We start from the raw sequence: 22,899 nt of genomic DNA on the forward strand, positions 1-22,899 counted from the left end.
GCCCCGAGCCAATGGGCTCTTCAGTGTTGCGTGCCGGCGCCATCGGGCGCCGAGGAGCTCTCTTCGCCAAGAGAAGATTGATCATCGTTGCCGGCCTCGCCATCCGGCGGCGCGGCATGCTGATGGCTTAGCGCCGATGTCCATGCGGATGTCATCGCCGCTATGAGCATCCGGTTGACGGCCTCGATGACGCGTTCTGCTGCGGACGAGTAGTTCATGGCCTCCTCCTGCGCTGCCGACTGCGAATGACCGAAGCGTAGGACGGCGCCTTGAGCACCACTGTACGCCACTTCACACCTGCGCGCGTCAAGTCATCGCAGTCCCGGAGGATGCCGCCTGCTCCGGCTGCATCCGCCACGGGATTCTGATTTCCACCTTGACGGGTTGCTGAGCGCGCGCACTCACAACCTTCGGCTCGTTGCGGTTCGCGCGCGACTCTGAATCAGATGTGAATCTCGGCGATGCAAATCGCATTGGTTAGCTCTGGGGGTAATCAATGAGCGGAGAAGCCGGTTGCATTGTGTGTAGCAGAGCAAGAGCGGTCGTCGCGATCGTCCCGATTGCCAGAGGATATGCCCTGAAGACATATGAATGCGCCTGTTGCCACAGCACCCTGCAGCTCGTGACCCGCGTCTCAAAGGCGGCGCTGATCAAGCAGCAGGTCAATATCCTCGCCCAGATGGAGCAGCAGTTGCGCCCGCCTGTTCGCAGGGTGCAACAGGCCTTCGCGAATTAGGCGCACGAGGCATTTCTCTGGGCTTCAGTCGACAGCGCGCGGATTGAAAGCGCGCTTCTCCTCGAGCCCTCAATTCGGCTTTTGCGTCGGCTTGCCGTCGATCTTGGGCAATTCGCCGGCCGAGGCGGACTGATCGCCGCCGCCATTGGCGCGGCGGGCCATCTCGACGGTCAGCCGCTCGGCGGCTTCCGATGACATCAGGCCCAGGATGTCCGACATCTTGCGCGGCGCGATCGCCGAGGCGATCTCGATCAGCACGCCCATTTCGAGCCGGTCGAACACCCGCGCGGCATCCTTGGGCTTCATGCCCTCGTACATGGTCACGAGGCCCTTCATGCGCTGGGCTTCGGCGGCCTTCTGCTCGGCCTGGGTCGCGGAGATGCGGGTTTCCACCGCCTTCATCTCCTCGACCTTGGTCTCGATGCGCTTCTCGGCCGACTTGAGCAGGCTTTCGCGGATGTCGATCTCACGCTGCCGCGCCTCGATCTCCTGCCGCCGCGCCTGCAACCGTTCCAGGATCGCGCGCTCCGCGGCCGAGACCTGCGGCTGGCCCTCGTCGATCTTGACGACGGTGCCACCCTCCATCTTGGTCTCGGGCGCTGCTGGCTTGGGTGCTTCCTTCGGCGCAGGGGTCGAGCCGGTGATGTCGGGATCCTCGCGGCCGGTCGGGAAATTCAGGTTCTCTTCCGCCCAGGATTTCTTGCCCTGGTTCGGCTTGTAGTCGAAGACATAGCCGCCGTTGATCGCAAGGCCCGCCACCTTCAGCGTGGCGAGGCCGGCGACGGCGACCAGGACGACGGGAATGACGCGGATGTTACGAAATGACTTCATACCCAGGCTTCATGCGGCAAGGCCGTTGGATCGTCGGCGCTCGGAGAAGGCTTCGGCGGCCGCCGCCACTGCCTTCGCGGACGACGGCTTGGCCGCGGGCGCGGCGACCGTCTCCGGATTGGTGACGGGGCGCGCGGCGATCGCGATCTTGGACAGGCGCCGCACCACGTTGTCGGCCTCACCGAGCTGCTTGTAGAGCTGATCCGACATCTGCGTCGCGGCGGCGAGCTGGCTGCCGAGGTTCTCGTTGACGTCGCGCACGGCGAGCTTCAGCCCGCCGATCGCGCGCTCGGCGATCTCGGTCGCGGTGATCAGCTCGGCGATGACGGCCTTCAGCGAATGCTCGTCCGCCTTCAGCCGCCTCAAGCGCTTGTTGAGCGTGACGCAGTAGACGATCGTCAGCATCAGCAGGATAGCCACCAACGTCTCGATCGCCATTCCCAGGGAGTGGTTCATGGGGCCTCCATCATCTTGTTCTGCTCGTCCACCTTCTCGAACATCGCAAGTGTCGTACTTGGCTTGCGCAAGGGTTTCGTCACACGGATCGCGACGCGGTCGCCGACCCGGCCCATCCGCCCCTCGGTCAGCGTGACGTCGCCGCAACGCACGGTGACGTTGGCGTCGGCGCGCATGTCGAGCGGCAGCGTGTCGCCCACCTTGAGCCGCATCAGCTGCTTGAGCGGAATGTCGGCCTCGTAGAGCACGGCGTCGACGGCGATCTCGGCCTGCACAATCTCGGTGGCGAAGTGGCCCTCCCAGACCGGGTCGCGGCCGAACTTTTCGCCCATGAACATCTGGAGCAGGACGCCCCGGATCGGCTCGATGGTCGCGTAAGGCAGCAGCAGCTCGATATTGCCGCCGCGGTCTTCCATGTCGATGCGCAGGCGCACCAGGATTGCGGCGTTGGCGGGACGGCTGATCGCGGCGAAACGCGGATTGGTCTCGAGCCGGTCGATCGAGAAGGTCACCGGCGACAGCGGCCGGAACGCCTGCTCGGCGTCGGCCAGCACCACCTCGACCAGCCGCTTGACCAGCTCGGTCTCGATCGTGGTGTAGGGCCGGCCCTCGATGCGCAGCTGGCTGGTGCCGCGGCGGCCGCCGAGCAGCACGTCGATCATCGAATAGATCAGGTTGGAATCGACCGTCGCCATGCCGAAGTTCTCCCACTCCTCGGCCTTGAAGACGGTGAGGACGGCGGGCAGCGGGATCGAGTTCATGTAATCGCCGAAGCGCACCGAGGTGATGCGGTCGAGCGAGACTTCGACGTTGTCGGAGGTGAAATTGCGCAAGGAGGTCGTCATCAACCGCACCAGGCGGTCGAAGACGATTTCGAGCATCGGCAGGCGCTCGTAGGAGACCATCGCCGAATCGATGATCGCGCGGATGCCGGAATGGTCGTCGAGCGTGACGTCGCCGACGGTGAAGCCGAGGAGATTGTCGATCTCCTCCTGGGACAGCACCCGCTCGCCGGAATTCTTGCCGGTGCCGAGATCGCGGCTGCCGTCCTCGACCATGGCGGCCCATTGCAGGGCCATGGTCTCCGATAGCTCGTTCTCGGCAGCAGCCTTTGCCGCCTCGGCGGGATCCTCGCTGTCGAGCGAGGCCTCCCACTGGGCGGCAATTGCATCCTGGTCGACTTGGTCGTTGCCCGCCATGATCCCTAGTCCGTCATGCTCACTGGACCACGACTTCCTTGAACAGCACGGCGCTGACCTGGATCGGGGCGACCGCCGCGTTGACGCGCTTGGTCAGCTCCTCCTTGAGGCGGAAGATGCCGGCCGAACCGTTGAGGTCGGACGGGCGCAGCTCGCGCACATAGGTCTGGAAGATGTCGGTGACGCGCGGCATCGTCGGCTTGATCGCCTCGATCTGCTTCTCTTCCTTCAGCTCCAGCACGATCTTCAGCCGCAGATATTGCACGCGCTCGCCGGGCGAACCGGCGAGGTTGACCATCAGGTCGGGGACGTCGACGAAAGCCGGCGGCTTCGGCGGCGGCGCGGCCTCGGCATGATGCTCGCTCTCGCCATGGCGGAAGAAGAAGAACCAGGTCGCGGCGCCGCCGCCGAGCACGGCCAGCGCACCGACGACCATGATGATGAGCTTGAGCTTGTTCTTCGGCGGAGCGGCTTCCGCGCCATCAGCGGCTGTGCCGCCTTCCTCATTCTCTGCCATGGTTGCCGCGCCCGTTCATCTCTCAAAGGGGTCGAAAGAGCGAAGCCTCCTGGCAGACAATGACGCGATACGAATGCCCCAGCGCAATGCGCTCCTCTGATGCGCAAACGCTACGGTAATAATGGTTAACGGAATCTTTCGATTGGCCGCCGCTAGGAAAAATCTGCCGGGCAAACATGGCTAACAGAACCTTTCTGCCGCCTGCTCGCGCCCCTCGAAAGTCGCCAACACATTGAAGTTACGTGATTTTCCTGATTGGCACGGCTTTCGCTGAGACAGGCCCGAGACCTCACGGCTTGGGAGAGCCCGACGGTCTCGGCCACAGGGTCCGCCAAGGCGCTTGGGAGAGCGAAATGGCAGATCCGCTCAGGGGAGATTTCCGATGCAGAACGCGCGTCTGATCGGCTTGTCACGGCAGATGACGTTGGAACGGCAGATGGATGTCATCGCCAACAACGTCGCCAATGCCAACACCAACGGCTTCAAGTCCGACCATTCGCTGTTCGAGGAGTATCTGAACTCGAGCGCGCGTGAGGACAATTTCATCGGCCGCGACCGCCGGGTCTCCTATGTCCAGGACCGCGGCACCTTCCGCAACATCGGCCAGGGGCCGCTGGAGCCGACCAACAATCCGCTCGACATGGCGATCAACGGCGGCGCCTATTTCGCTGTGCAGGCCAACGGCGGCGAGTTTTATACCCGCGACGGCAAGTTCTCGCTCAACAGCACCGGCCAGCTCGTCACCGCCGACGGCAATCTCGTGCTCGGCAATGCCGGCCCGATCACCTTTCAGCCGACCGACCACGACATCAACGTCGCGCCCGACGGCACTGTCACGGTGCTCGAGGGCACGGCGCGGACCGACTCGATCCGCGGCAAGATCCGCATGGTGTCGTTCGACGATCCGGCCAAGCTGACCAAGCTCGGCGCCAATCTCTATGCCGCCGGCTCGGCGAACCAGCAGCCCGACACCAAGTCCACCCTGCAGCAGGGCTATGTCGAGAAGTCGAACGTGAATGCGGTCGGCGAGATGACCCGCATGGTCGAGGTGATGCGCAGCTACGCCGCGGTCGCCAACCTGCTGCAGCAGCAGAGCGACCTCCACAAATCGGCGATCGAGAAGCTCGCCGACGTTCCGGCCTGATTGAAGGAGAACTGAGATGCAGGCGCTTCACACCGCAGCGACCGGAATGGCGGCACAGGAACTCAACGTTCAGGTGATCTCCAACAACATCGCCAACCTGCGCACCACCGGCTTCAAGAAGCAGACGGCGGCGTTCCAGGACCTGATCTACGAGCACGTCCGCCGCGTCGGCGCCCAGTCGTCGGACCAGGGCACCATCCTGCCGGTCGGCGTCGACATCGGCGGCGGCGTCAAGACCGTCGGCACGCCGCGCAGCATGACGCAAGGCACGCTGTCGCAGACCGGCAACGACCTCGACCTCGCCATCTCGGGCGAGGGCTTCTTCAAGATCCTGATGCCCGACGGCACCTTCCAGTACACCCGCGACGGCACCTTCCAGATGGACAATCAGGGCCGCGTCGTCACCGCGCAGGGCAATCCGGTGCAGCCCACCATCACCATTCCCAACAACGCCTCGGGCATCTCCGTGAGCGAGCAGGGCCAGGTCTCGGTGACGTTGCCGGGCTCAACCACCTCCTCGATCGTCGGCCAGATCGGCGTCACGCGCTTCATCAACAAGGCGGGCCTGCAGCCGGTCGGCAACAACCAGTTCACCGAGACGCCCTCGTCCGGCGCGCCGCAGGACGGCACCGCGAACACCGAAGGTTACGGCAAGCTCACGCAAGGCAGCCTCGAGCAGGCCAATGTCGATGTCGTCTCGGAGATGAGCGACCTGATCGCCGCCCAGCGCGCCTACGAGATGAACGCCAAGGTGATCAGCGCCGCCGACCAGATGATGCAATCGACCACGGCGCTGTTCCGCTGAGGTGATGACGATGATCCGCGCCACCCTCGCCGCCATCTCCACTCTTGTCGCGCTGGCTTTGCCGGCAGCAGCCGCCAACGATTTCATCGCCGCGCCGACGCTGCGCGCAAGCGTCACGGTGACCTCGGACGTGGTGCGGATCGGCGATCTCATCGACAACGCCGGATCGGCCGCGCTGATCCCGGTCTACCGCTCGCCCGATCTCGGCACCACCGGCACGCTGACGGTCGGCCAGGTGCTGTCGGTGCTGCGGGCCAAACAGGTGATCGGCGTCATGACCGGGGACATCAAGGAGGTCCAGGTCACCCGCCTCGCTCGCACGCTCGCGAGCAAGGATATCGAGAACGCGGTCGCCGGCGCGCTCGAGCGCCGCTTCGGCCTCGGAGACGCCGCCAACATCACTGTCACCTTCGACCGCAGCGTCGCCGAGATGCGGCTGGACGCCTCCAACAGCGGCGCGCTGCAGCCGGTCGCAACCCGCTATGATGCCCGCAGCGGCCGTTTCGACATCGCCTTCGAGATCGCCAACGACGGCAACGCCGCGCCGACCAAGCTGCGCTTCACCGGCACCGCGATCGAGACGGTGGAGGTGGCCGTGCTGACCCGCGACATCGACCGCGCCGATCTCCTGAAATCCTCCGACCTGTCGTTGGAGCGCCGGCCGAAGGCTGAGGTCGCCGGCGAGCCTGCCTCGCGCGACCGCAGCATCGGCATGCAGCTGCGCCGAGCAATGCGCGCGGGCACGCCGATCCGCGCCGCCGACCTCGTCAGGCCCGACTTCGTGGTGCGCGACCAGGCTGTCACCATCATCTACCAGGTGCCCGGCCTCTATCTCACCACGCGCGGCAAGGCAATCGAGAGCGGCGCCGAGGGCGACACTGTCAGCGTGCTCAATCTGCATTCCAAGCGCACGCTGACCGGAATCGTCACCGGCCGCGGCCAGGTCACGGTGCAGGGCGCCAGCCAGTCCGCGCCGATGGCGCCGGCGGTCGAGCAGACCTCGTCGGTCAAGCGCGACGCCGTGCCGGCGGCCGCTGCCCTGGCGCAGAGCCTGGTCCAGGCCCCCTCGTCCGCAGCCGAGATCGCCCAAGCCCAGATTCCGCAAGTTCGCCTCTCGCAAGCTCCAGCCAAGTCAGAGTAGATTCATGTCCACGTTCAGTTCGGTTTCCCGCCTTCGTCGCATCGCGATCTCTGCCCTGCTGCTTGCAATTTGCGCCTTGGCGAGCGGCTGCTCCTCGATCGACCGCCTGTCGCAGATCGGCGAGCAGCCGAAGCTGTCGGCGATCGACAACCCGACGACGCAGCCCGGCTACAAGCCGGTGCAGATGCCGATGCCCAAGCCCGAGGTCGCCTCCTACAATCCGAACTCGCTGTGGCGCAACGGCAGCCGCGCCTTCTTCAAGGACCAGCGCGCCCGCCAGGTCGGCGATCTCCTGACGGTGGCCGTGAACATCACCGACAAGGCCAACATCGAGAACGACACCTCGCGCAGCCGCAGCAACAAGGAAGATTCCGGGATCACGGACTTCATCGGCTCCCAGACGATCACCCAGGCCAACAAGATCCTCCCCGGCCGCATCCTGACCGCCGACTCGACCTCCTCGAGCGAGGGCAAGGGCAGCGTCGACCGCAAGGAAGCCCTGCAGACCAACGTCGCCGCGGTGGTGACCCAGGTGCTGCCGAACGGCAATTTGGTGGTCGAAGGCAAGCAGGAGATCCGCGTCAACTTCGAAATTCGCGAGCTGATCGTCGCCGGCATCGTCCGCCCCGAAGACATCCAGAGCGACAACACCATCGACTCCACCAAGATCGCCCAGGCCCGCATCGCCTATGGCGGCCGCGGCCAGATCACCGACGTGCAGCAGCCGCGCTACGGCCAGCAGGTCATGGACGTGCTGCTGCCCTTCTAAGCCCCTTCAAGAGCTCCCACATCGTGCTCGCGAACTAAAGGCGCGAACGACGATGTACTACGCGGCCCTCGCTAGCTCCCCTGGCGAGGGCCGCATGTATTTTGCCTGCGCCGCCGAAGCGGCGCAGGCTTCTCTCACAGCAGCATGATCCCGCGTGCTTGCGCCCATCGCTGGAGGATCTTGCACTCCTCGGCAAACGGCGGACGGTTCGCAAACCCACGCACCTGAACCGCCCGGGAACGGGTATCAAGCTCGATGGTCAGCAGCCGCTGGACGTCACCCGAGGCACGGCGACGGAGTGACCAGATCGAGGCATGCCCGGCAATGCACTTTGTCGCGTAAGTGGCGACGCAGTGACGCATGCTGCGCGTCTCAGCCACGAGATCGGCTGCCGTCCTCAACTGGATCACAACATATTCTTCGCGCTTGGCGCGGTCCTTGGACGACTTTGTCCATGACCAATCCGCGATCGCTGCACCGGGCCAACGGTCCTCGCTCTGCTCGGGGCCTGCTGCCAGCCCCCGCGCACGGTTTCGTGCGGCCTCGATACGAGCAATCGCATCGAGATCGCGATGCCATTCGCGCATCTGCCGCCCAAGCGAGATCAGTGAACGCCCCTTGAGGGTGTACTCTGGATCACGCCGGTGGCAATCGGCGAGGTAGTCATGGAAGTCATCCATGTCCTCGACCGTGGTGGCATACGCGCAGAAGAAGCGCACCACCTCGCGCCAGAAGCGATGCTGAGCGCGCTGCTGCGTGATCCTGGTGCGCGCGATCCGCATCGCAACAGCGGGATCGGTCGCATAGGAACGCGCAATCGCCTGCCAGATCGCAGCCTCGAAGCCGACCTTCCCCAACGGATTGAGGAAGGCATGGACCTCCTTGCGAGACAGCCATTCGGCCGCACCGGCGGCGTAGAGCGAATCGCCGCCGGCCGCCACGACATACCATCGCTTGCGCAACATGATCTCGTCGCGGCTCAGTCCCGCGCTGTCGATCCAGATCTGCTCCAGATGCTCAGCGACAGGATAGCGCGCAAAGAGATAGCGGGCGGCGCCAAGACGAAGACGCGCGGCGTCGCGAGTTTTCAGCTGCGGCTTCCATGCCGAAGCATCGCGAAGGATGTCCGCCTCGAAGCCACGCCTGGCCTCTTTGATCGCGTTCTCGAAATCCGGTGGAGGACGCGTCCGCTGCGACACGTGCCGCAGCGACAGCTCGTAGGCTTCAACCCGCGTGCGCTCGGCGTCCCGCCGGCGCTGAATCAATGACTGTGCCATTGTCGTTCAACATGATTGGATGACTGTCAGCCGGACGCACTGAGAGCGTCGGCACGGAATGTGTCGATCGCCACAAAGTACTCACGGCTGGTCTCCTCAATTTTGAACGCGCAGGTTGAATGGGACGGGGCTCATAGACCCGATTGCCGGCGGGCGCAAGATGCCTTTGTCGGGATGTGTCAGAAACTGCGTACTGCGAGGCAGGTCCGCGACATTATTGCAACGCCGCGACAACACACTCCGTCATTGCGAGCGCAGCGACTTGTCCGCCGAAGCCTTGGCGAAGGCGGAAGCAATCCAGAATCCCTCAACGGAGACAGCCTGGATTGCTTCGTCGCGAGGGCTCCTCGCAACGTCGGAAAAATGAAAGCAGAAGCGTGTGCCCCGTCATCGTCCGCGAAGGCGGACGATCCAGTATTCCGAGACGTCAGTGGTTAAATCGATTCTGCGCGGCGTACTGGATTCCCCGCCTTTGCGGGGAATGACTGCGGAGAGGACCAATGCCCCTCACGTAAACTCTGCCTCCACCACGCCGAGCCCGTCCAGCTCCATCCGCACCTTGTCGCCGGCTTTCAGCCACAGCGTCTTCACCAGGCTGCCGGTGAGCACGAGCTGCCCTGCGTGCAACCCCTTGCCCTCGGCGGCGAGATGGTTGGCGAGCCAGGCGAGCGCGTTGTGGGGATGGCCGAGCACGTCGGCACCGGTGCCGTGGCTGACCTCCTCGCCGTTGACGATGGCGCGGCCCTTGACCGCCTTGAGGTCCGGCACCGACGAGCGCGGGACCGATGGGCCCAGCACGCAGCCGGCGGCGAAGAAATCGTCGGCGATCAAGGTCGGCGCGCCCATCGTCTCCCATTTCACGTAGCGGTCGTCGACGATCTCGATCGCGGGGTGGTAGGACTCGACCGCCTCGCCGACCCATTCGGCCGTGAACGGCGCTTCGCCGGCGGCAAGGTCCCGCTTCAGCCGCACCGCGATCTCGCATTCGACGCCGACGCGGACATAATTGGAGGCGGCGAGCTTGGCGCCGCTGTCATGGACGCCCTTCTGGAACACGCCGCCGCCGCAAGGGTGCGGGATGCCGATATAGTCCTGCATCACCTGGCTGGTGCAGCCGATCTTGTAGCCGACGAGCGGGCCGACATGCGGCAGCAGCAGATCGTGCAGGGTGCGCTGGACCTGATAGCCCTCGGCTTCGTCCGCAGGGGGCCGCTCCAGCGCCGCGAGCGGGGCGTGGTTGCGGCGCGCCAGCGCGATCGCCTTTGCGGCTTCGAGAATCTTGTCCATCGGCGCCGCCTCCCACGCTACGCAGTCGAAGGACGGCACTTCAGCATCCCCGCTCCGGCCTGACAAGCGCAGGTGGCGTGCCCTCACCCCTTCATGAAGCCGAGCCGGATCAGGCTCTCGGCGGTCTCAAGGATCGCCTCCTCATTGGAGCGCGCCTGCTAGCCGAGCAGCGACTCGGCCTTGGCGCTGGTGGAATGCCTGACCTTTCCGAGCATCGGCACGACCGCACGCAGCAGCGGAATCCGGCGCGCGGCCAGCCGCACCAGCCAGTCCGGGGCCTGGAGCCGCGGAACCCGGCGCGCCCGCGGCCCGAGTTCCCGCCGCAGCACGCGGGCGATGTCGAGGATCGACATGGTCTCGCCGGAGATCGCGATGAAACGCTCGCCTTTCGCCTCCGGCGCAGTCATCGCCCGCAGGTGCAGCTCGGCGACGTCGCGGACGTCGACCACGCCGAAATAGACCCGCGGCACGGCCGGCGCATGGCGCCGTCGAGCAGCGATCTGACGATCTCGATCGAGCCGGAAAAGTCCGGCCCCAGCACGGACCCGAAAATGCCCGCGGCACATCGGCCTGGCGCTCCGGCCGGCGCACCGTCGTTCGCACGGCATGGCCAGCGGCCAGAAGTTGCAGGACGACATGGATGCCGACGAAGCCCGACCCGCCGGTGACCAGAACAGTGCTCATGACCCGCATTCCCCTCAAGCTGGAGATCCTGTTTGCGCTGATGAACGGCGCGGTTCGTTTCGGCGCCTTGCGTCGATCGGCGGCATCACCCAGCAATGCTGACGACGCAGCTGCGCGAGCTCGAGCAGGACGGCATCGTGTCGCGCACTGTCTTCGCGTAACGGCCGTTGAGGGTCGAGTACGAGCTGACCGATGCGGCCTACGGCCTGTGGCCGGCGTTTAAGGAAATATTGAGCTGGTCCAGGCTTTATGGGGATGCCCGTCTCGCGATACGTCGCAGCAGGCCTGATTGCAGCGATGCTTGATGCAGCTGGATCAGCGCCTCAACTTCAGAGTCGATCTCGTTGATGCGACTCGCAAAATCTCCCGCACCTGAAGTGAAGGCTGTTTCTCATCCGAACTCACGTGAGCTCGGAGCAATCCGGTCTAGCCCGTTGATCGCGATTCACTTTTCGCGATCGCGCTGTCGCCATGGTGGGAGCGACGGCAAGCCACGGGCAATATGCCGGGCACGGCGCGAAGTGGCGCGCCTTGCTTCCAAAAACAAAGAGCCGCATCTCTGCGGCTCGGACCTTATTCGTCGCGATAGACCTTCTCGCGTTTCTCGTGGCGCTCCTGCGCTTCCACCGAGAGCGTCGCGATAGGCCGGGCCTCGAGCCGCTTCAACGAGATCGGCTCGCCGGTTTCCTCGCAATATCCGTAGGTGTTGTCCTCGATACGCTGGAGCGCGGCATCGATCTTGGCGATCAATTTGCGCTGGCGGTCGCGGGCGCGGAGTTCGATGGCACGGTCGGTTTCGGACGAGGCCCGATCGGCGAGATCGGGGTGGTTCACGTTCTCCTCCTGCAGAGCCTGCAGGGTGAGCTTGGATTCTTTGAGGATCTCATCCTTCCAGGCGAGGAGCTTCAAACGGAAGTACTCCTTCTGCCGGTCGTTCATGAAAGGCTCTTTGTCGGTCGGTCGGTAGTTTTTCAACTTTTCCAAGGGAGGCCTATCTTCTTAAGTAACGACTCGCGGACGGACCGGGGTCCGTTGAGCCGGGCCTTATATAGTGGCCTCCCGTGACAGACAATATTTCCCTCACCGCCCGGTCCGCGCCCCCAAGCCCTTGCACAGGAAGGTTTATCCTTAAGGGCTTGCGGGCGGCTGGCGGTCCTTAATAGCCGACCGTGAAGCGCTGCGTCAGGTGGGCCGGCTTTTCGATCTCGTCGGCGAGCGCAATGGCGTAGTCGGCGAAGGTGATCCAGCTCTTGCCGTTCGCATCTGCGAGAAGCTGGTCGGTCCCGAGCCGGAACTTGCCGGTGCGCTCCCCCTCCTCGAACAGCGCCGAGGGTGAGATGAAGGTCCAGTTCAGGTCCTTTTCCTGCCGCAGCAGGTCTAGGAAGGCCGAGCCCGCCTCCGCTTCGGCCTTGTATTGGGCCGGAAAATTGGGAGTCGTGACCAGCTTCACGCCCGGGGCAACCTCGAGGCTCCCGGCGCCGCCCACCACGAGGTAGCGACCGACCTTGGAGTCCTTCGCCGCGCTGATCAGCTTAAGTGGATCACTGGCCAGGAAGTGCACGGAACTCACGGCGACGTCGTGACCGGCCCACAGCTTGGTGAGGCCCGCCTGGTCCAGCACATCCCCCTTGGTTGGCGTGACGTTCGGCAGGGTCGCAATCTTTTCCGGGTTCCGGGCGATGGCCGTGACCGTGTGGCCGCGGCGGGACAGTTCCTTGGTGATTTCCGACCCTGCCCGGCCCGAGGCGCCGGCGACTGCGATTTTCATGGAAGGCTCCTTTGCTTCTTTGGTAACTGACGGAAACTAGATATCGCAAAGAATGCTGGTGTTAAGAGAGCACTTTGTGCTTACCTGATTACGCAGAGGTAACTGATCGCCTACAACCGGCACGCGGACCCCAAGCAACGGTATGGATGCCCGAGAACCGACGATGAAACCCGACGTCTACGCAGCGAACTGCCCCACCCGCCAAATCCTCGATCGCGTCGGCGACAAATGGGCGGTGCTGATCCTCTTGCTCCTGCGCGAGGAGCCGATGCGCTTCAATCAGTTGCGCCGCACGATTGAAGGCATCTCGCAGAAGATGCTGAGCCAGGTGCTCAAGTCGCTCGAACGCGACGGCCTGATCAGGCGCCGCGCCATCGCGACCGTGCCAGTGACGGTGGAATATTCGATCACCCAGCTCGGCCTGACACTGGCGGCGGCTGTGGATCCCTTACGCGATTGGGCCGAGCAGAATCTGAAAGACGTGCTCGCCGCCCAGCGCCGCTATGATGCGCAGTTGAAGGAGGAAGCGGCGTAAGAGCCTCCGTGACTACGCCTGCCCGGCCTTCGCCAGTTCGACCTCGACCCGCAGCTCGATCTCGGAGAGCACCGCATCGAGACCGGCATCGCCTGAGGACGATTTCAGGTTGGCCGCCGCATCACGCAGCCGCATCACGGTCGAGGCGTCGAGGTTGCCGGACAACAGGCCCATCTTGAGATCGTCGAGCACGTCCAGCGCAGTCCTGCCGCGGGCGACCGAGCGCTTGCGGCGCTCGACCGGATCCTCCTCGACACCCTGCAACGCTAGCAGCGCATCGATGTTGGCGGCCGCCTTCGGTGCGGCAGCGCTCCGCGTCTCCTGCGCCGATGAGGTGTCGGGCAGCACGAAACTGCCGGAGCCCGTCCGCTTGGCCTGGCTGGCCGGCGTGCCAAGCGTCGTACCGTTCGGTCCGTAGATGCGCATCGGAAAGAATCCGGGTGATCGATGCCTCACCTTCGCTGTCTTATGGTTAACGGTGCGTAAACGGCCCGGCAAAATCTGCCGACAGCCGGCAGTTTCGCTCCTCAGGGCGAACCAGTGCTGACAGCGGTCGCAACAGATTTATTCAAGCTATTCAGCCACCTACCTCGCCATCAGGCGTTGGCACAGCGCTCGCAAGGAAAGCGCCGGACCAGCTCGTCATGGGAGTGTCGTGCAAGTCCTGTCCGATTTGAGGAGCCTTTTCTAGGGGCCTTGGGGAGCAGAGATGCCAGGCGTTCGTTGGGTGAGGATTGTTGGGTTGGCCTGCGCCGCGCTGTCGGCGCTGGCGCTGTCGGTCACCACGGCGGCGGCGACCTCGCGCATCAAGGACCTCGCCAATATCGAGGGCGTGCGGCAGAACCAGCTCATCGGTTATGGCCTCGTCGTCGGCCTCAACGGCACCGGCGACACGCTCAACAACATCCCCTTCACCAAGCAGTCGCTGCAGGCGATGCTCGAGCGCATGGGCGTCAATATCCGCGGCGCCACCATTCGCACCGGCAACGTCGCCGCCGTCATGGTCACGGGTAACCTGCCGGCCTTCGCCACTCAGGGCACGCGCATGGACGTCACGGTGTCCGCGCTCGGCGACGCCAAGAACCTCCAGGGCGGCACCCTGCTGGTCACCCCCCTGCTCGGCGCCGACGGCAACGTCTATGCGGTGGCGCAGGGCTCGCTCGCGATCTCCGGCTTCCAGGCCGAGGGCGAGGCGGCCAAGATCGTGCGCGGCGTGCCGACGGTGGGACGCATCGCCAACGGCGCCATCATCGAGCGCGAGATCGAGTTCGCGCTCAACCGGCTGCCGAACGTCCGCCTGGCGCTGCGCAACCCCGACTTCACGACGGCCAAGCGCATCGCGGCCGCAATCAACGACTATCTCGGCGTCAAGACCGCCGAGCCGATCGATCCCTCGACGGTGCAGCTGTCGATCCCGCCCGAGTTCAAGGGCAACGTCGTCGCTTTCCTTACCGAGATCGAGCAGCTCCAGGTCGACCCTGATCTCGCCGCCAAGATCGTCATCGACGAACGCAGCGGCATCATCGTGATGGGCCGCGACGTCCGCGTCGCCACCGTCGCGGTGGCGCAGGGCAACCTCACGGTCACCATCTCCGAGAGCCCGCAGGTGAGCCAGCCCAATCCGCTGTCACGCGGCCGCACCGTGGTCGCGCCGCGCAGCAGCGTCACCGTCACCGAGGACGGCAAGAAGCTGGCGCTCGTCAAGGACGGCGTCTCGCTCCAGCAGCTCGTCGACGGCCTCAACGGCCTCGGCATCGGCCCCCGCGACATGATCAGCATCCTCCAGGCGATCAAGGCCGCCGGCGCCATCGAAGCCGACATCGAGGTGATGTGATGCAGACCAGCGCGATCAACACCCCGCGCCTCGCCGCCAGTTCGGCCTTCTCGGTCGAGAGCCGGAACGGCCGGCCGGACTTCGAGCTCGCCGCCGCGCTGCAAAAGGTCTCGCCGCAGCAACAGGCCAAGGCCCAGAAGACCGCCACCGACTTCGAGGCAATGTTCCTCAACAGCATGTTCGCGCAGATGACCTCGGGCCTGAAAGGCGAAGGCCCGTTCGGCGACACGCCCGGCACCGGCGTATGGCGCTCGATGCTGACCGAGCAATATTCCAAGAACTTCGCCCAGGCCGGCGGCGTCGGCATCGCCAGCGACGTCTACCGTACCCTCATCCTGCAGCAGGCGAAAACGATCCGCACGGCATAAGGTCAAACGAGATGAACCATTTCAACGCCTCACGTCAGCCGATGCAGGCCCAGCGCCCGGGCAGCGCGCCCGTCAGCAGCGAGGCGCGCAAGCTCGCCGAAGGCCTAATGGACGCGATGAGCGCCCTGCTCGGATTGATCGAGCGCGAGACAGAGCTCGTCCGCGCCGGCAAGGTCCGCGAGGCGATGACGCTCGAGGGCAAGAAGCAGGAATTGTCGCGCAGCTACGTCAGCGCAGTCGGCCAGCTGAAGGCAAACCAGGACCAGCTCGCGAAGTCCGCGCCGGAGCTGCTCTCGACGCTGCATCGCCATCACGATTCGTTCCGCGCGATGCTCCAGGTCAATCTCACCGTGCTCGCGACCGCGCACGCGGTTTCCGAAAGCGTCGTGCGCGGCGTCAACGCCGAGATCCAGAAGCGCAACGTGCCGAACACCTATACCGCCGCCGGGCGCAGCGCAGCGCCAGGTCCGCGCCATATAACGCCGCTTGCGGTCAGCCGCTCGCTCTGAGCAGCACAAGAACAACCGACAATTTTAGGAAAAACCGCGCGGCGATGGCGTCGCGCGGTTAGGCACGTTTCCTTACCGGGTGTTCAGTCCTGGTGTTCCATGCTTGCGTGATTAGAGGGGTTGGGATTTGACTCACGTAAGGCAACCAGGAGGCTGCCATGAGTACAGATTTCAGCATCAGGCCGGTGGGGATCCCGGCCCCCGTGCAGATCGTACCGACGTCGAATTCGGCGGCGAACGAGGCTGTGCAAACTGATCTTCCGGTGAGACAAACGGTCGCCGCGAGCGATACGAGCGCGCCGGTGCGCAATGATTTGCCGAACCACGAGAACATCTCGCGCCAGGTCGTGTTCGACCAGGCGGCCGCGTCCTTCGTCTTTCAGGTCGTCAACGACAAGACCGACACGGTGGTGAACCAGTTCCCTGACGAGGCGATGCTCCGCCGGCGTGCCTATTTCCACGCACTGGACATGAAGTCCGAGCCCTCGCGTCCGCTCAGCACGGATCTCAGCGCCTAACGATCACGCGATCGATGCCGATGTTTCTGCTCTGCGTCTGGCCGTCATCGGTCAGCGCGGAGTTCGCGTGCCGAGGCAAGACCACTGGCCGCGATCAGCTCCTGCCTAAATTGCGAGTTTCGCCGATGTGCTCGTGATGCGACCATCACGAATTCCGTCACGGCCGTCCGGACAGCCCTGCCGCGATATTGCGGTTGATCTCGATCAGCGGACGGAAGTGATCGAACTGCGGGCTCATCTGCAGCGCGGCGGTCTGGCTCAACACGAACACGCTGATGTTGGCGATCTTCTGCCGGACGTCGATCGGCTGCGGATTGCTGTCGCGCATCGCCTCGCTCAGGAAGATGGTCCAGAGCTTGCGGTTGAACATCAGGGCCTGCATGGTCTGCTCGCTGAGCGGATCGGCGTTGTTCACCGCGTCCTGGAGCTTGTTGGCGGCCTTGAGCAGAGTCTGCGCCTCGATGTCGCGAGGAGATGCGGTGGTGGTTGCAACACGCGCATAAGCCGAGGCAGCGGAATTCGACATCAATCACACCCTGGAGGTTACCTAGCGCGTTGTACGCGCTTAAGGATTTCTTTCCCAACCCTAGGCAGCACCGCTTAAGATTTGCTTACGTATCGTGCTTGGAAGTACTCCGCAGAATTACGGGGCACGGAGTCCTTCGTCAGCGCAACGCTAGATCTACGCACGCACGATGTAAACTCGCCTGGCGTGATGCGCGTCGATCTCGGCTAATCTCGTCTTAGCGATCTTCCTCAAAAGAACGGCGGAGCATCAGCTCCGCCGCGTAATCTCGAATAGCGAAGTTGCGCTGCGGAATTAGCGGAGCAGCTGCAGCACGCTCTGTTGCGACTGGTTGGCCAGCGACAGCGCGGAGACCGCGATCGACTGGCGCGTCGACAGCGCCTGGCTGTTCGCCGCTTCCTCATTGGTGTCGGCAAGCGTCAGGTTGGCTGAGCCGGTCTGCAGCACGTTGATCAGGTTCTTGGAGAAGTCCTGACGCACCTGCACGATCGACAGGTTCGAACCGAGCGTGGAGCCTTGCGAACGCAACGTGCTCGAGGCCGCGTTCAGGCTGGCCAACACCCTGTTGGTGGCACCGTTGTCGATGAAATCGACGCCGTTGACGAGATTGCTGAGACCGAGGCCCGCCGCATTGAACACCACGCCGTTGATGCTCAGCGTGGAGCTGCCGGTCTCGTTGAAGACCAGCTTCAGCGTGTCGCCATTGAGCAGGTTGACGCCGTTGAAGGAGGAGTCCTGCGAGGTCGTGTCGATCTGGGCCAGAATGTTGTTGAACTGGTTGACCAGGTTGGAGCGCGCGGTCTGCGCCACGGGATCCTGGACCGGCGGCTGCGCGGTGGTGAAGGCGAGAACGCCGGTGATCGTGCCGCCGACCGCGCCGCCCGCGATCGTCGAGCCGAGCGTCGAAGAGGCGTATTCATTGACGGTGGTCACCGTGAGCACGCCGTTGGCATCGATCGTGGCCGTCAGGTGATTGGCCTGAAGCTGCGCGTTGAGTTGGTCAAGCGTCTTGACGGTGCCGTTGGTGCCGTCGCCGAAGGTGACGTTGACAGGCGTGCCGCCGTTGAAGGAGGTGAAGGTCAGGGTCTTGCCGCTGATGCCGCCGACGCCCGAAGTGCGCGCCGCGGTGAAGGCCGTCGCCGTTCCCGTGTTGCCGCTGAGGCCGAAGGCGCTGAGCGCATTGCCGGTGCCGGTGATCGACAGGTCGGCATTGATGCCGGTCGAGAGCGCAAGCTGACCGCTGCTGTTGACCGACGACGGGATCTGGCCCGCGGTGGTCGAGATGGTTGCCGCGCCGTTGAAGATGCTGGCGGTCTTGACGCCGGTGGCGAGGTCGACCGCGTTAAGCAGATCGGTCAGCGTCGCGCTCTGGATGTAGACCGTCGAGTTACCGTTGCCGTCTGTGACGACGTTGCCGCTGACGCCATAGCCGGTGGCCACGCTCGCTGTCGATTGCGGCGTCTGCGCGTTCTTGAAGGTGATGGTCTTGCCGCCGATGTTCAGCGTCGAGCCGTCCTGGACCAGGGTGCCGAGCGAACCCGCGGTCGTCGAGCGGTTCGCGGTCACGTTGGCATTGCCCGCGCCGGTCGCAGAGGTCAGGCCGAGCGCTTTGAGGAAGTCGGCCTTGCCCGTCACGCTCAGATCGGCGCCGGTCGAGCTCTTCAACGTAACCGCGCCCGCCGTGATGGAGGATGCGACCTGAAGCGTGCCGACAGGGCCGGCCGAGCCGCTGACCGCGAATGTCGCCGCGCCTGCGCTGATGGTTGCGGTCTTGACGCCGCTGGCGAGGTCGATGGCGGTGAGGACGTCGTTGACGGTCGCTAGGGGCGCCGCCGCCGTTCCCTGATAAATGATCGAATTGCCGTTGCCATCGGTGGCGATGTGCCCGCTGGCGTCGAGGCCCCAGCCGGTCGGCTGGGCGCTCGGAGCAACGCCGGTGCGGAAGGTGATGGTCTTGCCGTTCACCGTGATGGTGTCGCCGTCCGCGGGCGGCGTGCCGAAGGTGGTCGATGCCGTGGTGCCGACCAGCGTCGCCGTGCCGGACAGCGCGGTGGTGCCGTCGGCCGCGAGCGCGGCCGTACCTGTGAAGGTGCCGGCGCTCGAACCGAGCGAGGCGCCGAGTGCGGCAGTTCCCGTGACCGGGGTCACGCCGCCGGCCGCGCCGGTATAGAGCACGTTGCTCTTCGCGGTCGCACTCGCATAGGAGGTCGTGCCGCGCAGGTCGGCCGGGGTCGCGCCGGGAATCGTGGTGGAGACGTTCGACTTGGTTGAATAGCCGACCGTGGTCTGCAGCGCCTGGTTGGCGATCGACTTGGCGCTGTCGATCAGTTTCTGCAGCGAGGTGATGCCTGTGTTGGCGGCCTGCAACACCTGGACGCCGTTATTGATGCCGTCGAGCAGGTTGCTGATGTCGCTCGCCCGGTTGTCCAGCCCCTGCGCCGTGAAGAAGTTGGTGGGATTGTCGAGCGCCGTGTTGACCTTCTTGCCGGTCGACAGCCGCTCCTGCGTCGTGGCCAGCAAGTCGGCCGTCGACTGCAGCGACAACAGGTTCTGGCGAACTGACGCCGAGAGAACGATGTTGGACATTGGCGAGTCTTCCTCTTGAACCGGATACGAATCGGCCGCGCGGGCTGGAAAGCCGGCCTTTTGTCCAGTTTTACGAGGTGTCCTTTAAAGTATGGTTAACGGCGGTTTAAGGGATAGGGTTAACCGCCGATGAACGCCCCTGCCCGCCCCCGGACGCAAAGAAAAAGCGGCGGGGCCAAGGCCCCGCCGCTCGATTTTAGTCAGTGATTTCAGCCGCTTGTTAGCGGAGCAGCTGCAGCACGCTCTGCTGCGACGTGTTGGCCAGCGACAGCGCCGAGACCGCGATCGACTGGCGGGTCGACAGCGCCTGGCTGTTGGCCGCCTCAACATTGGTGTCGGCCAGCGTCAGGTTGGACGAGCCGGTCTGCAGCACGTTGATCAGGTTCTTGTTGAAGTCCTGACGGATCTGCACCACCGAGAGGTTCGAGCCGAGGCTCGAGGCCTGCGAGCGCAGCGTGCTCGATGCGGCGTTGAGGTTGGTCAGCACCCGGTTGGCGGCGGCGTTGTCGATGAAGTCGACGCCGACCGTCAGCGAGGCGAGGCCGAGACCCTTGGAATTGTAGGTCACGCCCGTGATGTTCAGGCTCGACTTGGCGGTCTCGTCGAACACCAGCTTGAGCTGGTCGCCGTTCAAGAGGTTGACGCCGTTGAACGAGGAGTCCTGCGCGGTGGTGTCGATCTGGTTGAGGATATTGTTGAACTGAGTCACCAGATTGGCACGCGCCGTCTGGGCAACGCCATCCTGGACGGGCGTGGAAGCGGTCGAGAAGGTCAGGGCCGAGGTGAGCGTGCCGCCGATCGCACCGCCGGCAGCCGTCGAGCCGAGCGTCGAGGACGCATAGTCGTTGGAGGCGGTGATGGTCAGCAGGCCGTTGGCGTCGATCGTTGCGGACAGGTTGTTGGCCTGCAGCTTGGTGTTGAGTTGATCGAGCGTCTTGATCGTGCCGTTGGTGCCGTCGCCGAAGGTGACGTTGACCGCCGTGCCGCCGTTGAAGGAGGTGAAGGTCAGGGTCTTGCCGGCGATGCCGCCGATACCGGAGGTGCGTGCCGCGGTGAACGCGGTCGCATTACCGGTGTTGCCGGCGAGGCCGAACACGTTCAGCGCATTGCCGGTGCCGGTGATCGACAGATCAGCGTTGACGCCGGTCGAGATCTTGAGCTGACCGGACGTATTGATCGTCGAGTTGGACTGGCCGGTGGCCGTCGCAAGCGTGGCAACGCCGGCGGCGCTGATGGTCGCGGTCTGCACGCCGGTGGCGAGGTCGATCGCCTTCAGCACGTCGTTGACCGTACCGGACTGCAGATAGACGGTAGAGTTGCCATTGCCGTCGGTGACGACGTTGCCGTTGACACCGAAGCCGCTCGGAACGCTGGGAGCACCGGTGGAGCCCGGAACCGGCGCGTTCTTGAAGGTGATGACGTGACCGTTGACGTTCAGCGTCGAACCGTCGGTGATGGTCGCACCCAGCGAGGCCGCGCTCGTGGTCCGGTTGACGTTGACAGTGGCGTTGCCTGCACCCGTCGACGTCGTCAGGGCGAGAGCCTTGAGCAGGTCGGCCTTGCCGGTGACGCTCAGATCCGCACCTGTCGAGCTCCTCAGCGTTACGGCGCCCGCAGCGACGGTCGAAGCGGTCTGGCCGTTGCTCGTGGCAATCGTCGCCGCACCCGAGGTGATCGAGACCGTCTTGACGCCGCTTGCCAGATCGATCGCGCTCAACAGATCGTTGACGTTCGCTGCCGGCGCGCCGGCGGTGCCGAGATAGACGGTGCTGTTGCCGTTGCCGTCGGTGACGATGTTGCCGCTGACGCCCGAGCCGGCCGGAACGGAGGACGCGCCCGGAGCCGAGCCGCTGCGGAAGGTGATGGTCTTGCCGTTCACGGTCAGCGTGTCGCCGTCGGCAGGCTGGGCGTTGCCGGCGAGGCCGGTCGCGGTCGTGCCGTTGGTGGCGATCAGGGTCATGGTGCCGCCCAGCGCCGTGGTGCCGTCGCCGGCCGTTGCGCCCGTGCTGGCGAAGACGCCGATGGTGGCGCCGAGCGTGCTGGTGCCGTTCGCGGCCGTGGTGCCGCCGGCGGTGCCGTTATACAGCACGTTGCTGCTCGCCGTCGCGCTGGCGAACGAAGTCGTGCCGCGCAGGTCCGCCGCCGTCGCACCGGCGATCGTGGTCGAAACGTTCGACTTGGTAGAGTAACCGACCGTGGTCTGCAGCGCCTGGTTGGCAATCGACTTGGCGCTGTCGATCAGCTTCTGCAGCGAGGTCAGGCCGGTGTTGGCAGCCTGCAGCACCTGCACGCCGTTGGCGATGCCATCGAGCAGATTGTTGATGTCGCTGGCGCGGTTGTCGAGCGACTGGGCCGTGAAGAAGTTGGTGGGATTGTCCAGGGCCGAGTTGACGCTCTTGCCGGTCGACAGACGGTTCTGTGTGGTGGCGAGAAGATCGGCGGTGGACTGGAGAGAGAGCAGGTTCTGACGAACCGACGCAGAGAGAACAATACCGGACATGACTCTTACCCTTCTGGCTTACGCGTCTTCGTTCGATCGCTTCCGGATCGAGTGACGGGGCCAGCGTGCCGTGACATGGCTAACAAAGGGTGAAACGCATGAAGCCCGCATAAGCGCCGGTTCACCATAAGCGGGCGGACCGTGCGCGCACGGCGCGCAATCCATCTGAAATCATTGGCAATTCCTGGCGACTACGATCCATTAACCATAACCGCTGGTTACTTTTTCGAGCGGCGCCTGCTCTCTCGAAATCTCCGAACAGTGCACAAAAAGAAAGCGGCGGGGCCGAAGCCCCGCCGCCGTAATCGTCTTGCGATGTCGTCCGCGACTTAGCGGAGCAGCTGCAGCACGCTCTGCTGCGACTGGTTGGCCAGCGACAGCGCGGAGACCGCGATCGACTGACGGGTCGACAGCGCCTGGCTGTTGGCCGCCTCGACGTTGGTATCGGCGAGCGTCAGGTTGGACGAGCCGGTCTGCAGCACGTTGATCAGGTTCTTGTTGAAGTCCTGACGAACCTGCACGATCGTCAGGTTCGAGCCGAGGCTCGAGGCCTGCGAGCGCAGCGTGCTCGAGGCGGCGTTTAGGTTGGTCAGCACCTTGTTGGTGGCAGCGTTGTCGATGAAGTCGACACCGCTGGTCAGCGAGGCGAGGCCCAGACCCTTGGAGTTGTAGGTCACGCCGGTGATGCTGAGGCTCGACTTTGCAGTCTCGTCGAACACCAGCTTGAGCTGGTCGCCGTTCAAGAGGTTGACGCCGTTGAACGAGGAGTCCTGCGCGGTCGAGTCGATCTGGTTCAGGATGTTGTTGAACTGAGACACCAGATTGGCACGCGAGGTCTGCGCGACGACGTCCTGGACGGGGCTGGAAGCCGTCGAGAACGTCAGCGACGAGGTCAGCGTGCCGCCGATC

General features: G+C 64.5%; 23 protein-coding genes and 2 pseudogenes. 10 read left to right on the forward strand and 15 right to left on the reverse strand.

Annotation, left to right across the window (positions count from 1 at the left end; all coding sequences use genetic code 11):
• Positions 1–20: 20 nt before the first annotated feature.
• The 5 genes from I6F17_RS12925 to fliL all read right to left on the reverse strand — a co-directional run bounded on the left by I6F17_RS12925 (position 21) and on the right by fliL (position 3,739).
• Positions 21–218: a hypothetical protein gene (locus tag I6F17_RS12925; RefSeq protein WP_074448248.1), complete on the reverse strand. Its 198-nt coding sequence runs from the start codon at positions 216–218 to the stop codon at positions 21–23.
• A 587-nt stretch (positions 219–805) separates the two neighbouring features.
• On the reverse strand, positions 806–1,567 hold the full coding sequence (locus tag I6F17_RS12930; RefSeq protein WP_036013086.1) for a flagellar protein FlbB: 762 nt from the start codon (positions 1,565–1,567) through the stop codon (positions 806–808).
• Positions 1,568–1,576: 9 nt separating this feature from the next.
• The gene (locus I6F17_RS12935) at positions 1,577–2,023 is read right to left on the reverse strand and encodes a DUF6468 domain-containing protein (protein ID WP_057030304.1); all 447 of its coding nucleotides are present in this window, start codon (positions 2,021–2,023) and stop codon (positions 1,577–1,579) included.
• Positions 2,020–3,222 carry a flagellar motor switch protein FliM gene (fliM, locus tag I6F17_RS12940; RefSeq protein ID WP_036027916.1) on the reverse strand — a complete coding sequence of 401 codons (1,203 nt, stop codon included), beginning with the start codon at positions 3,220–3,222 and terminating at the stop codon, positions 2,020–2,022. The genes I6F17_RS12935 and fliM overlap by 4 nt, the downstream gene beginning before the upstream one ends.
• A gap of 19 nt (positions 3,223–3,241) precedes the next feature.
• Positions 3,242–3,739: a flagellar basal body-associated protein FliL gene (gene fliL / locus I6F17_RS12945; RefSeq protein ID WP_225128825.1), complete on the reverse strand. Its 498-nt coding sequence runs from the start codon at positions 3,737–3,739 to the stop codon at positions 3,242–3,244.
• A 382-nt stretch (positions 3,740–4,121) separates the two neighbouring features.
• Here fliL and flgF point away from each other — a divergent pair, with 382 nt between their 5' ends.
• The 4 genes from flgF to flgH are packed head-to-tail and all read left to right on the forward strand — an operon-like array spanning position 4,122 to position 7,598.
• Entirely contained in the window at positions 4,122–4,883 is a 762-nt protein-coding gene (gene flgF, locus I6F17_RS12950) for a flagellar basal-body rod protein FlgF (protein ID WP_036043772.1), read from the forward strand.
• A 16-nt stretch (positions 4,884–4,899) separates the two neighbouring features.
• A complete protein-coding gene (gene flgG, locus I6F17_RS12955) occupies positions 4,900–5,688 on the forward strand; it encodes a flagellar basal-body rod protein FlgG (RefSeq protein ID WP_036013098.1) in 789 nt (262 codons plus the stop codon).
• A gap of 10 nt (positions 5,689–5,698) precedes the next feature.
• Positions 5,699–6,829, forward strand: a complete 1,131-nt coding sequence (flgA, locus tag I6F17_RS12960; RefSeq protein WP_225128823.1) for a flagellar basal body P-ring formation chaperone FlgA — start codon at positions 5,699–5,701, stop codon at positions 6,827–6,829.
• Positions 6,830–6,833: 4 nt separating this feature from the next.
• Positions 6,834–7,598, forward strand: a complete 765-nt coding sequence (flgH, locus tag I6F17_RS12965) for a flagellar basal body L-ring protein FlgH (RefSeq protein WP_036043770.1) — start codon at positions 6,834–6,836, stop codon at positions 7,596–7,598.
• A gap of 134 nt (positions 7,599–7,732) precedes the next feature.
• Here flgH and I6F17_RS12970 read toward each other — a convergent pair whose 3' ends face one another.
• The 3 genes and pseudogenes from I6F17_RS12970 to I6F17_RS12980 all read right to left on the reverse strand — a co-directional run bounded on the left by I6F17_RS12970 (position 7,733) and on the right by I6F17_RS12980 (position 10,846).
• Positions 7,733–8,875, reverse strand: coding sequence for a PcfJ domain-containing protein (locus I6F17_RS12970; protein WP_036043768.1), 1,143 nt, complete (start codon positions 8,873–8,875; stop codon positions 7,733–7,735).
• A gap of 507 nt (positions 8,876–9,382) precedes the next feature.
• Positions 9,383–10,162, reverse strand: coding sequence for a fumarylacetoacetate hydrolase family protein (locus I6F17_RS12975; protein WP_036043766.1), 780 nt, complete (start codon positions 10,160–10,162; stop codon positions 9,383–9,385).
• Positions 10,163–10,245: 83 nt separating this feature from the next.
• Positions 10,246–10,846: pseudogene (locus I6F17_RS12980) on the reverse strand (NAD-dependent epimerase/dehydratase family protein).
• Between the two features lie 16 nt (positions 10,847–10,862).
• Between I6F17_RS12980 and I6F17_RS37935 the strand changes: the two are divergent.
• A pseudogene (locus tag I6F17_RS37935) lies at positions 10,863–11,151 on the forward strand (helix-turn-helix domain-containing protein); the annotation flags it as partial.
• Between the two features lie 268 nt (positions 11,152–11,419).
• On the opposite strand, the gene dksA reads toward I6F17_RS37935, so the two are convergent.
• Together dksA and I6F17_RS12995 are read right to left on the reverse strand one after the other, a co-directional pair.
• Positions 11,420–11,785 (reverse strand): RNA polymerase-binding protein DksA, encoded by a 366-nt coding sequence (gene dksA, locus I6F17_RS12990; RefSeq protein ID WP_085966600.1) that lies wholly within the window; start codon positions 11,783–11,785, stop codon positions 11,420–11,422.
• A 217-nt stretch (positions 11,786–12,002) separates the two neighbouring features.
• On the reverse strand, positions 12,003–12,614 hold the full coding sequence (locus I6F17_RS12995; protein WP_036043760.1) for an NAD(P)-dependent oxidoreductase: 612 nt from the start codon (positions 12,612–12,614) through the stop codon (positions 12,003–12,005).
• A gap of 163 nt (positions 12,615–12,777) precedes the next feature.
• Here I6F17_RS12995 and I6F17_RS13000 point away from each other — a divergent pair, with 163 nt between their 5' ends.
• Positions 12,778–13,149, forward strand: coding sequence for a helix-turn-helix domain-containing protein (locus I6F17_RS13000; RefSeq protein ID WP_025037390.1), 372 nt, complete (start codon positions 12,778–12,780; stop codon positions 13,147–13,149).
• A 12-nt stretch (positions 13,150–13,161) separates the two neighbouring features.
• Here I6F17_RS13000 and I6F17_RS13005 read toward each other — a convergent pair whose 3' ends face one another.
• Positions 13,162–13,575 (reverse strand): flagellar assembly protein FliX, encoded by a 414-nt coding sequence (locus tag I6F17_RS13005; RefSeq protein WP_036043758.1) that lies wholly within the window; start codon positions 13,573–13,575, stop codon positions 13,162–13,164.
• A gap of 283 nt (positions 13,576–13,858) precedes the next feature.
• Here I6F17_RS13005 and I6F17_RS13010 point away from each other — a divergent pair, with 283 nt between their 5' ends.
• From I6F17_RS13010 to I6F17_RS13025, 4 genes are all read left to right on the forward strand, one after another.
• Entirely contained in the window at positions 13,859–14,983 is a 1,125-nt protein-coding gene (locus I6F17_RS13010; RefSeq protein WP_036013113.1) for a flagellar basal body P-ring protein FlgI, read from the forward strand.
• Positions 14,983–15,351, forward strand: a complete 369-nt coding sequence (gene flgJ / locus I6F17_RS13015) for a flagellar assembly peptidoglycan hydrolase FlgJ (RefSeq protein WP_225128821.1) — start codon at positions 14,983–14,985, stop codon at positions 15,349–15,351. Before I6F17_RS13010 ends, flgJ begins: the two co-directional genes overlap by 1 nt.
• A gap of 11 nt (positions 15,352–15,362) precedes the next feature.
• On the forward strand, positions 15,363–15,860 hold the full coding sequence (locus I6F17_RS13020) for a hypothetical protein (RefSeq protein WP_225128819.1): 498 nt from the start codon (positions 15,363–15,365) through the stop codon (positions 15,858–15,860).
• Positions 15,861–16,018: 158 nt separating this feature from the next.
• Complete coding sequence (locus tag I6F17_RS13025; protein ID WP_036027927.1) at positions 16,019–16,378, forward strand: hypothetical protein; 360 nt, start codon at positions 16,019–16,021, stop codon at positions 16,376–16,378.
• A gap of 157 nt (positions 16,379–16,535) precedes the next feature.
• Here the strand turns inward: I6F17_RS13025 and flaF are convergent, their stop codons facing one another.
• From flaF to I6F17_RS13045, 4 genes are all read right to left on the reverse strand, one after another.
• On the reverse strand, positions 16,536–16,904 hold the full coding sequence (gene flaF / locus I6F17_RS13030) for a flagellar biosynthesis regulator FlaF (protein WP_018642830.1): 369 nt from the start codon (positions 16,902–16,904) through the stop codon (positions 16,536–16,538).
• 294 nt (positions 16,905–17,198) lie between these two features.
• Complete coding sequence (locus I6F17_RS13035) at positions 17,199–19,490, reverse strand: DUF1522 domain-containing protein (RefSeq protein ID WP_128264467.1); 2,292 nt, start codon at positions 19,488–19,490, stop codon at positions 17,199–17,201.
• Between the two features lie 220 nt (positions 19,491–19,710).
• Positions 19,711–21,990 (reverse strand): DUF1522 domain-containing protein, encoded by a 2,280-nt coding sequence (locus I6F17_RS13040; RefSeq protein WP_225128817.1) that lies wholly within the window; start codon positions 21,988–21,990, stop codon positions 19,711–19,713.
• Between the two features lie 329 nt (positions 21,991–22,319).
• Positions 22,320–22,899: flagellin (locus I6F17_RS13045; protein WP_276573261.1), on the reverse strand; the 580-nt coding region annotated here is incomplete at its 5' end.

The organism is Bradyrhizobium sp. NBAIM18 (assembly GCF_020193825.1).
GTDB classification, from domain to species: domain Bacteria; phylum Pseudomonadota; class Alphaproteobacteria; order Rhizobiales; family Xanthobacteraceae; genus Bradyrhizobium; species Bradyrhizobium yuanmingense.

Coding starts and splice junctions, on each gene's coding strand:
- I6F17_RS12925 (WP_074448248.1), bottom strand. CDS start 218: ATGAACTACTCGTCCGCAGCAGAACGCGTCATCGAGGCCGTCAACCGG.
- I6F17_RS12930 (WP_036013086.1), bottom strand. CDS start 1,567: ATGAAGTCATTTCGTAACATCCGCGTCATTCCCGTCGTCCTGGTCGCC.
- I6F17_RS12935 (WP_057030304.1), bottom strand. CDS start 2,023: ATGAACCACTCCCTGGGAATGGCGATCGAGACGTTGGTGGCTATCCTG.
- fliM (WP_036027916.1), bottom strand. CDS start 3,222: ATGGCGGGCAACGACCAAGTCGACCAGGATGCAATTGCCGCCCAGTGG.
- fliL (WP_225128825.1), bottom strand. CDS start 3,739: ATGGCAGAGAATGAGGAAGGCGGCACAGCCGCTGATGGCGCGGAAGCC.
- flgF (WP_036043772.1), top strand. CDS start 4,122: ATGCAGAACGCGCGTCTGATCGGCTTGTCACGGCAGATGACGTTGGAA.
- flgG (WP_036013098.1), top strand. CDS start 4,900: ATGCAGGCGCTTCACACCGCAGCGACCGGAATGGCGGCACAGGAACTC.
- flgA (WP_225128823.1), top strand. CDS start 5,699: ATGATCCGCGCCACCCTCGCCGCCATCTCCACTCTTGTCGCGCTGGCT.
- flgH (WP_036043770.1), top strand. CDS start 6,834: ATGTCCACGTTCAGTTCGGTTTCCCGCCTTCGTCGCATCGCGATCTCT.
- I6F17_RS12970 (WP_036043768.1), bottom strand. CDS start 8,875: ATGGCACAGTCATTGATTCAGCGCCGGCGGGACGCCGAGCGCACGCGG.
- I6F17_RS12975 (WP_036043766.1), bottom strand. CDS start 10,162: ATGGACAAGATTCTCGAAGCCGCAAAGGCGATCGCGCTGGCGCGCCGC.
- dksA (WP_085966600.1), bottom strand. CDS start 11,785: ATGAACGACCGGCAGAAGGAGTACTTCCGTTTGAAGCTCCTCGCCTGG.
- I6F17_RS12995 (WP_036043760.1), bottom strand. CDS start 12,614: ATGAAAATCGCAGTCGCCGGCGCCTCGGGCCGGGCAGGGTCGGAAATC.
- I6F17_RS13000 (WP_025037390.1), top strand. CDS start 12,778: ATGAAACCCGACGTCTACGCAGCGAACTGCCCCACCCGCCAAATCCTC.
- I6F17_RS13005 (WP_036043758.1), bottom strand. CDS start 13,575: ATGCGCATCTACGGACCGAACGGTACGACGCTTGGCACGCCGGCCAGC.
- I6F17_RS13010 (WP_036013113.1), top strand. CDS start 13,859: ATGCCAGGCGTTCGTTGGGTGAGGATTGTTGGGTTGGCCTGCGCCGCG.
- flgJ (WP_225128821.1), top strand. CDS start 14,983: ATGCAGACCAGCGCGATCAACACCCCGCGCCTCGCCGCCAGTTCGGCC.
- I6F17_RS13020 (WP_225128819.1), top strand. CDS start 15,363: ATGAACCATTTCAACGCCTCACGTCAGCCGATGCAGGCCCAGCGCCCG.
- I6F17_RS13025 (WP_036027927.1), top strand. CDS start 16,019: ATGAGTACAGATTTCAGCATCAGGCCGGTGGGGATCCCGGCCCCCGTG.
- flaF (WP_018642830.1), bottom strand. CDS start 16,904: ATGTCGAATTCCGCTGCCTCGGCTTATGCGCGTGTTGCAACCACCACC.
- I6F17_RS13035 (WP_128264467.1), bottom strand. CDS start 19,490: ATGTCCAACATCGTTCTCTCGGCGTCAGTTCGCCAGAACCTGTTGTCG.
- I6F17_RS13040 (WP_225128817.1), bottom strand. CDS start 21,990: ATGTCCGGTATTGTTCTCTCTGCGTCGGTTCGTCAGAACCTGCTCTCT.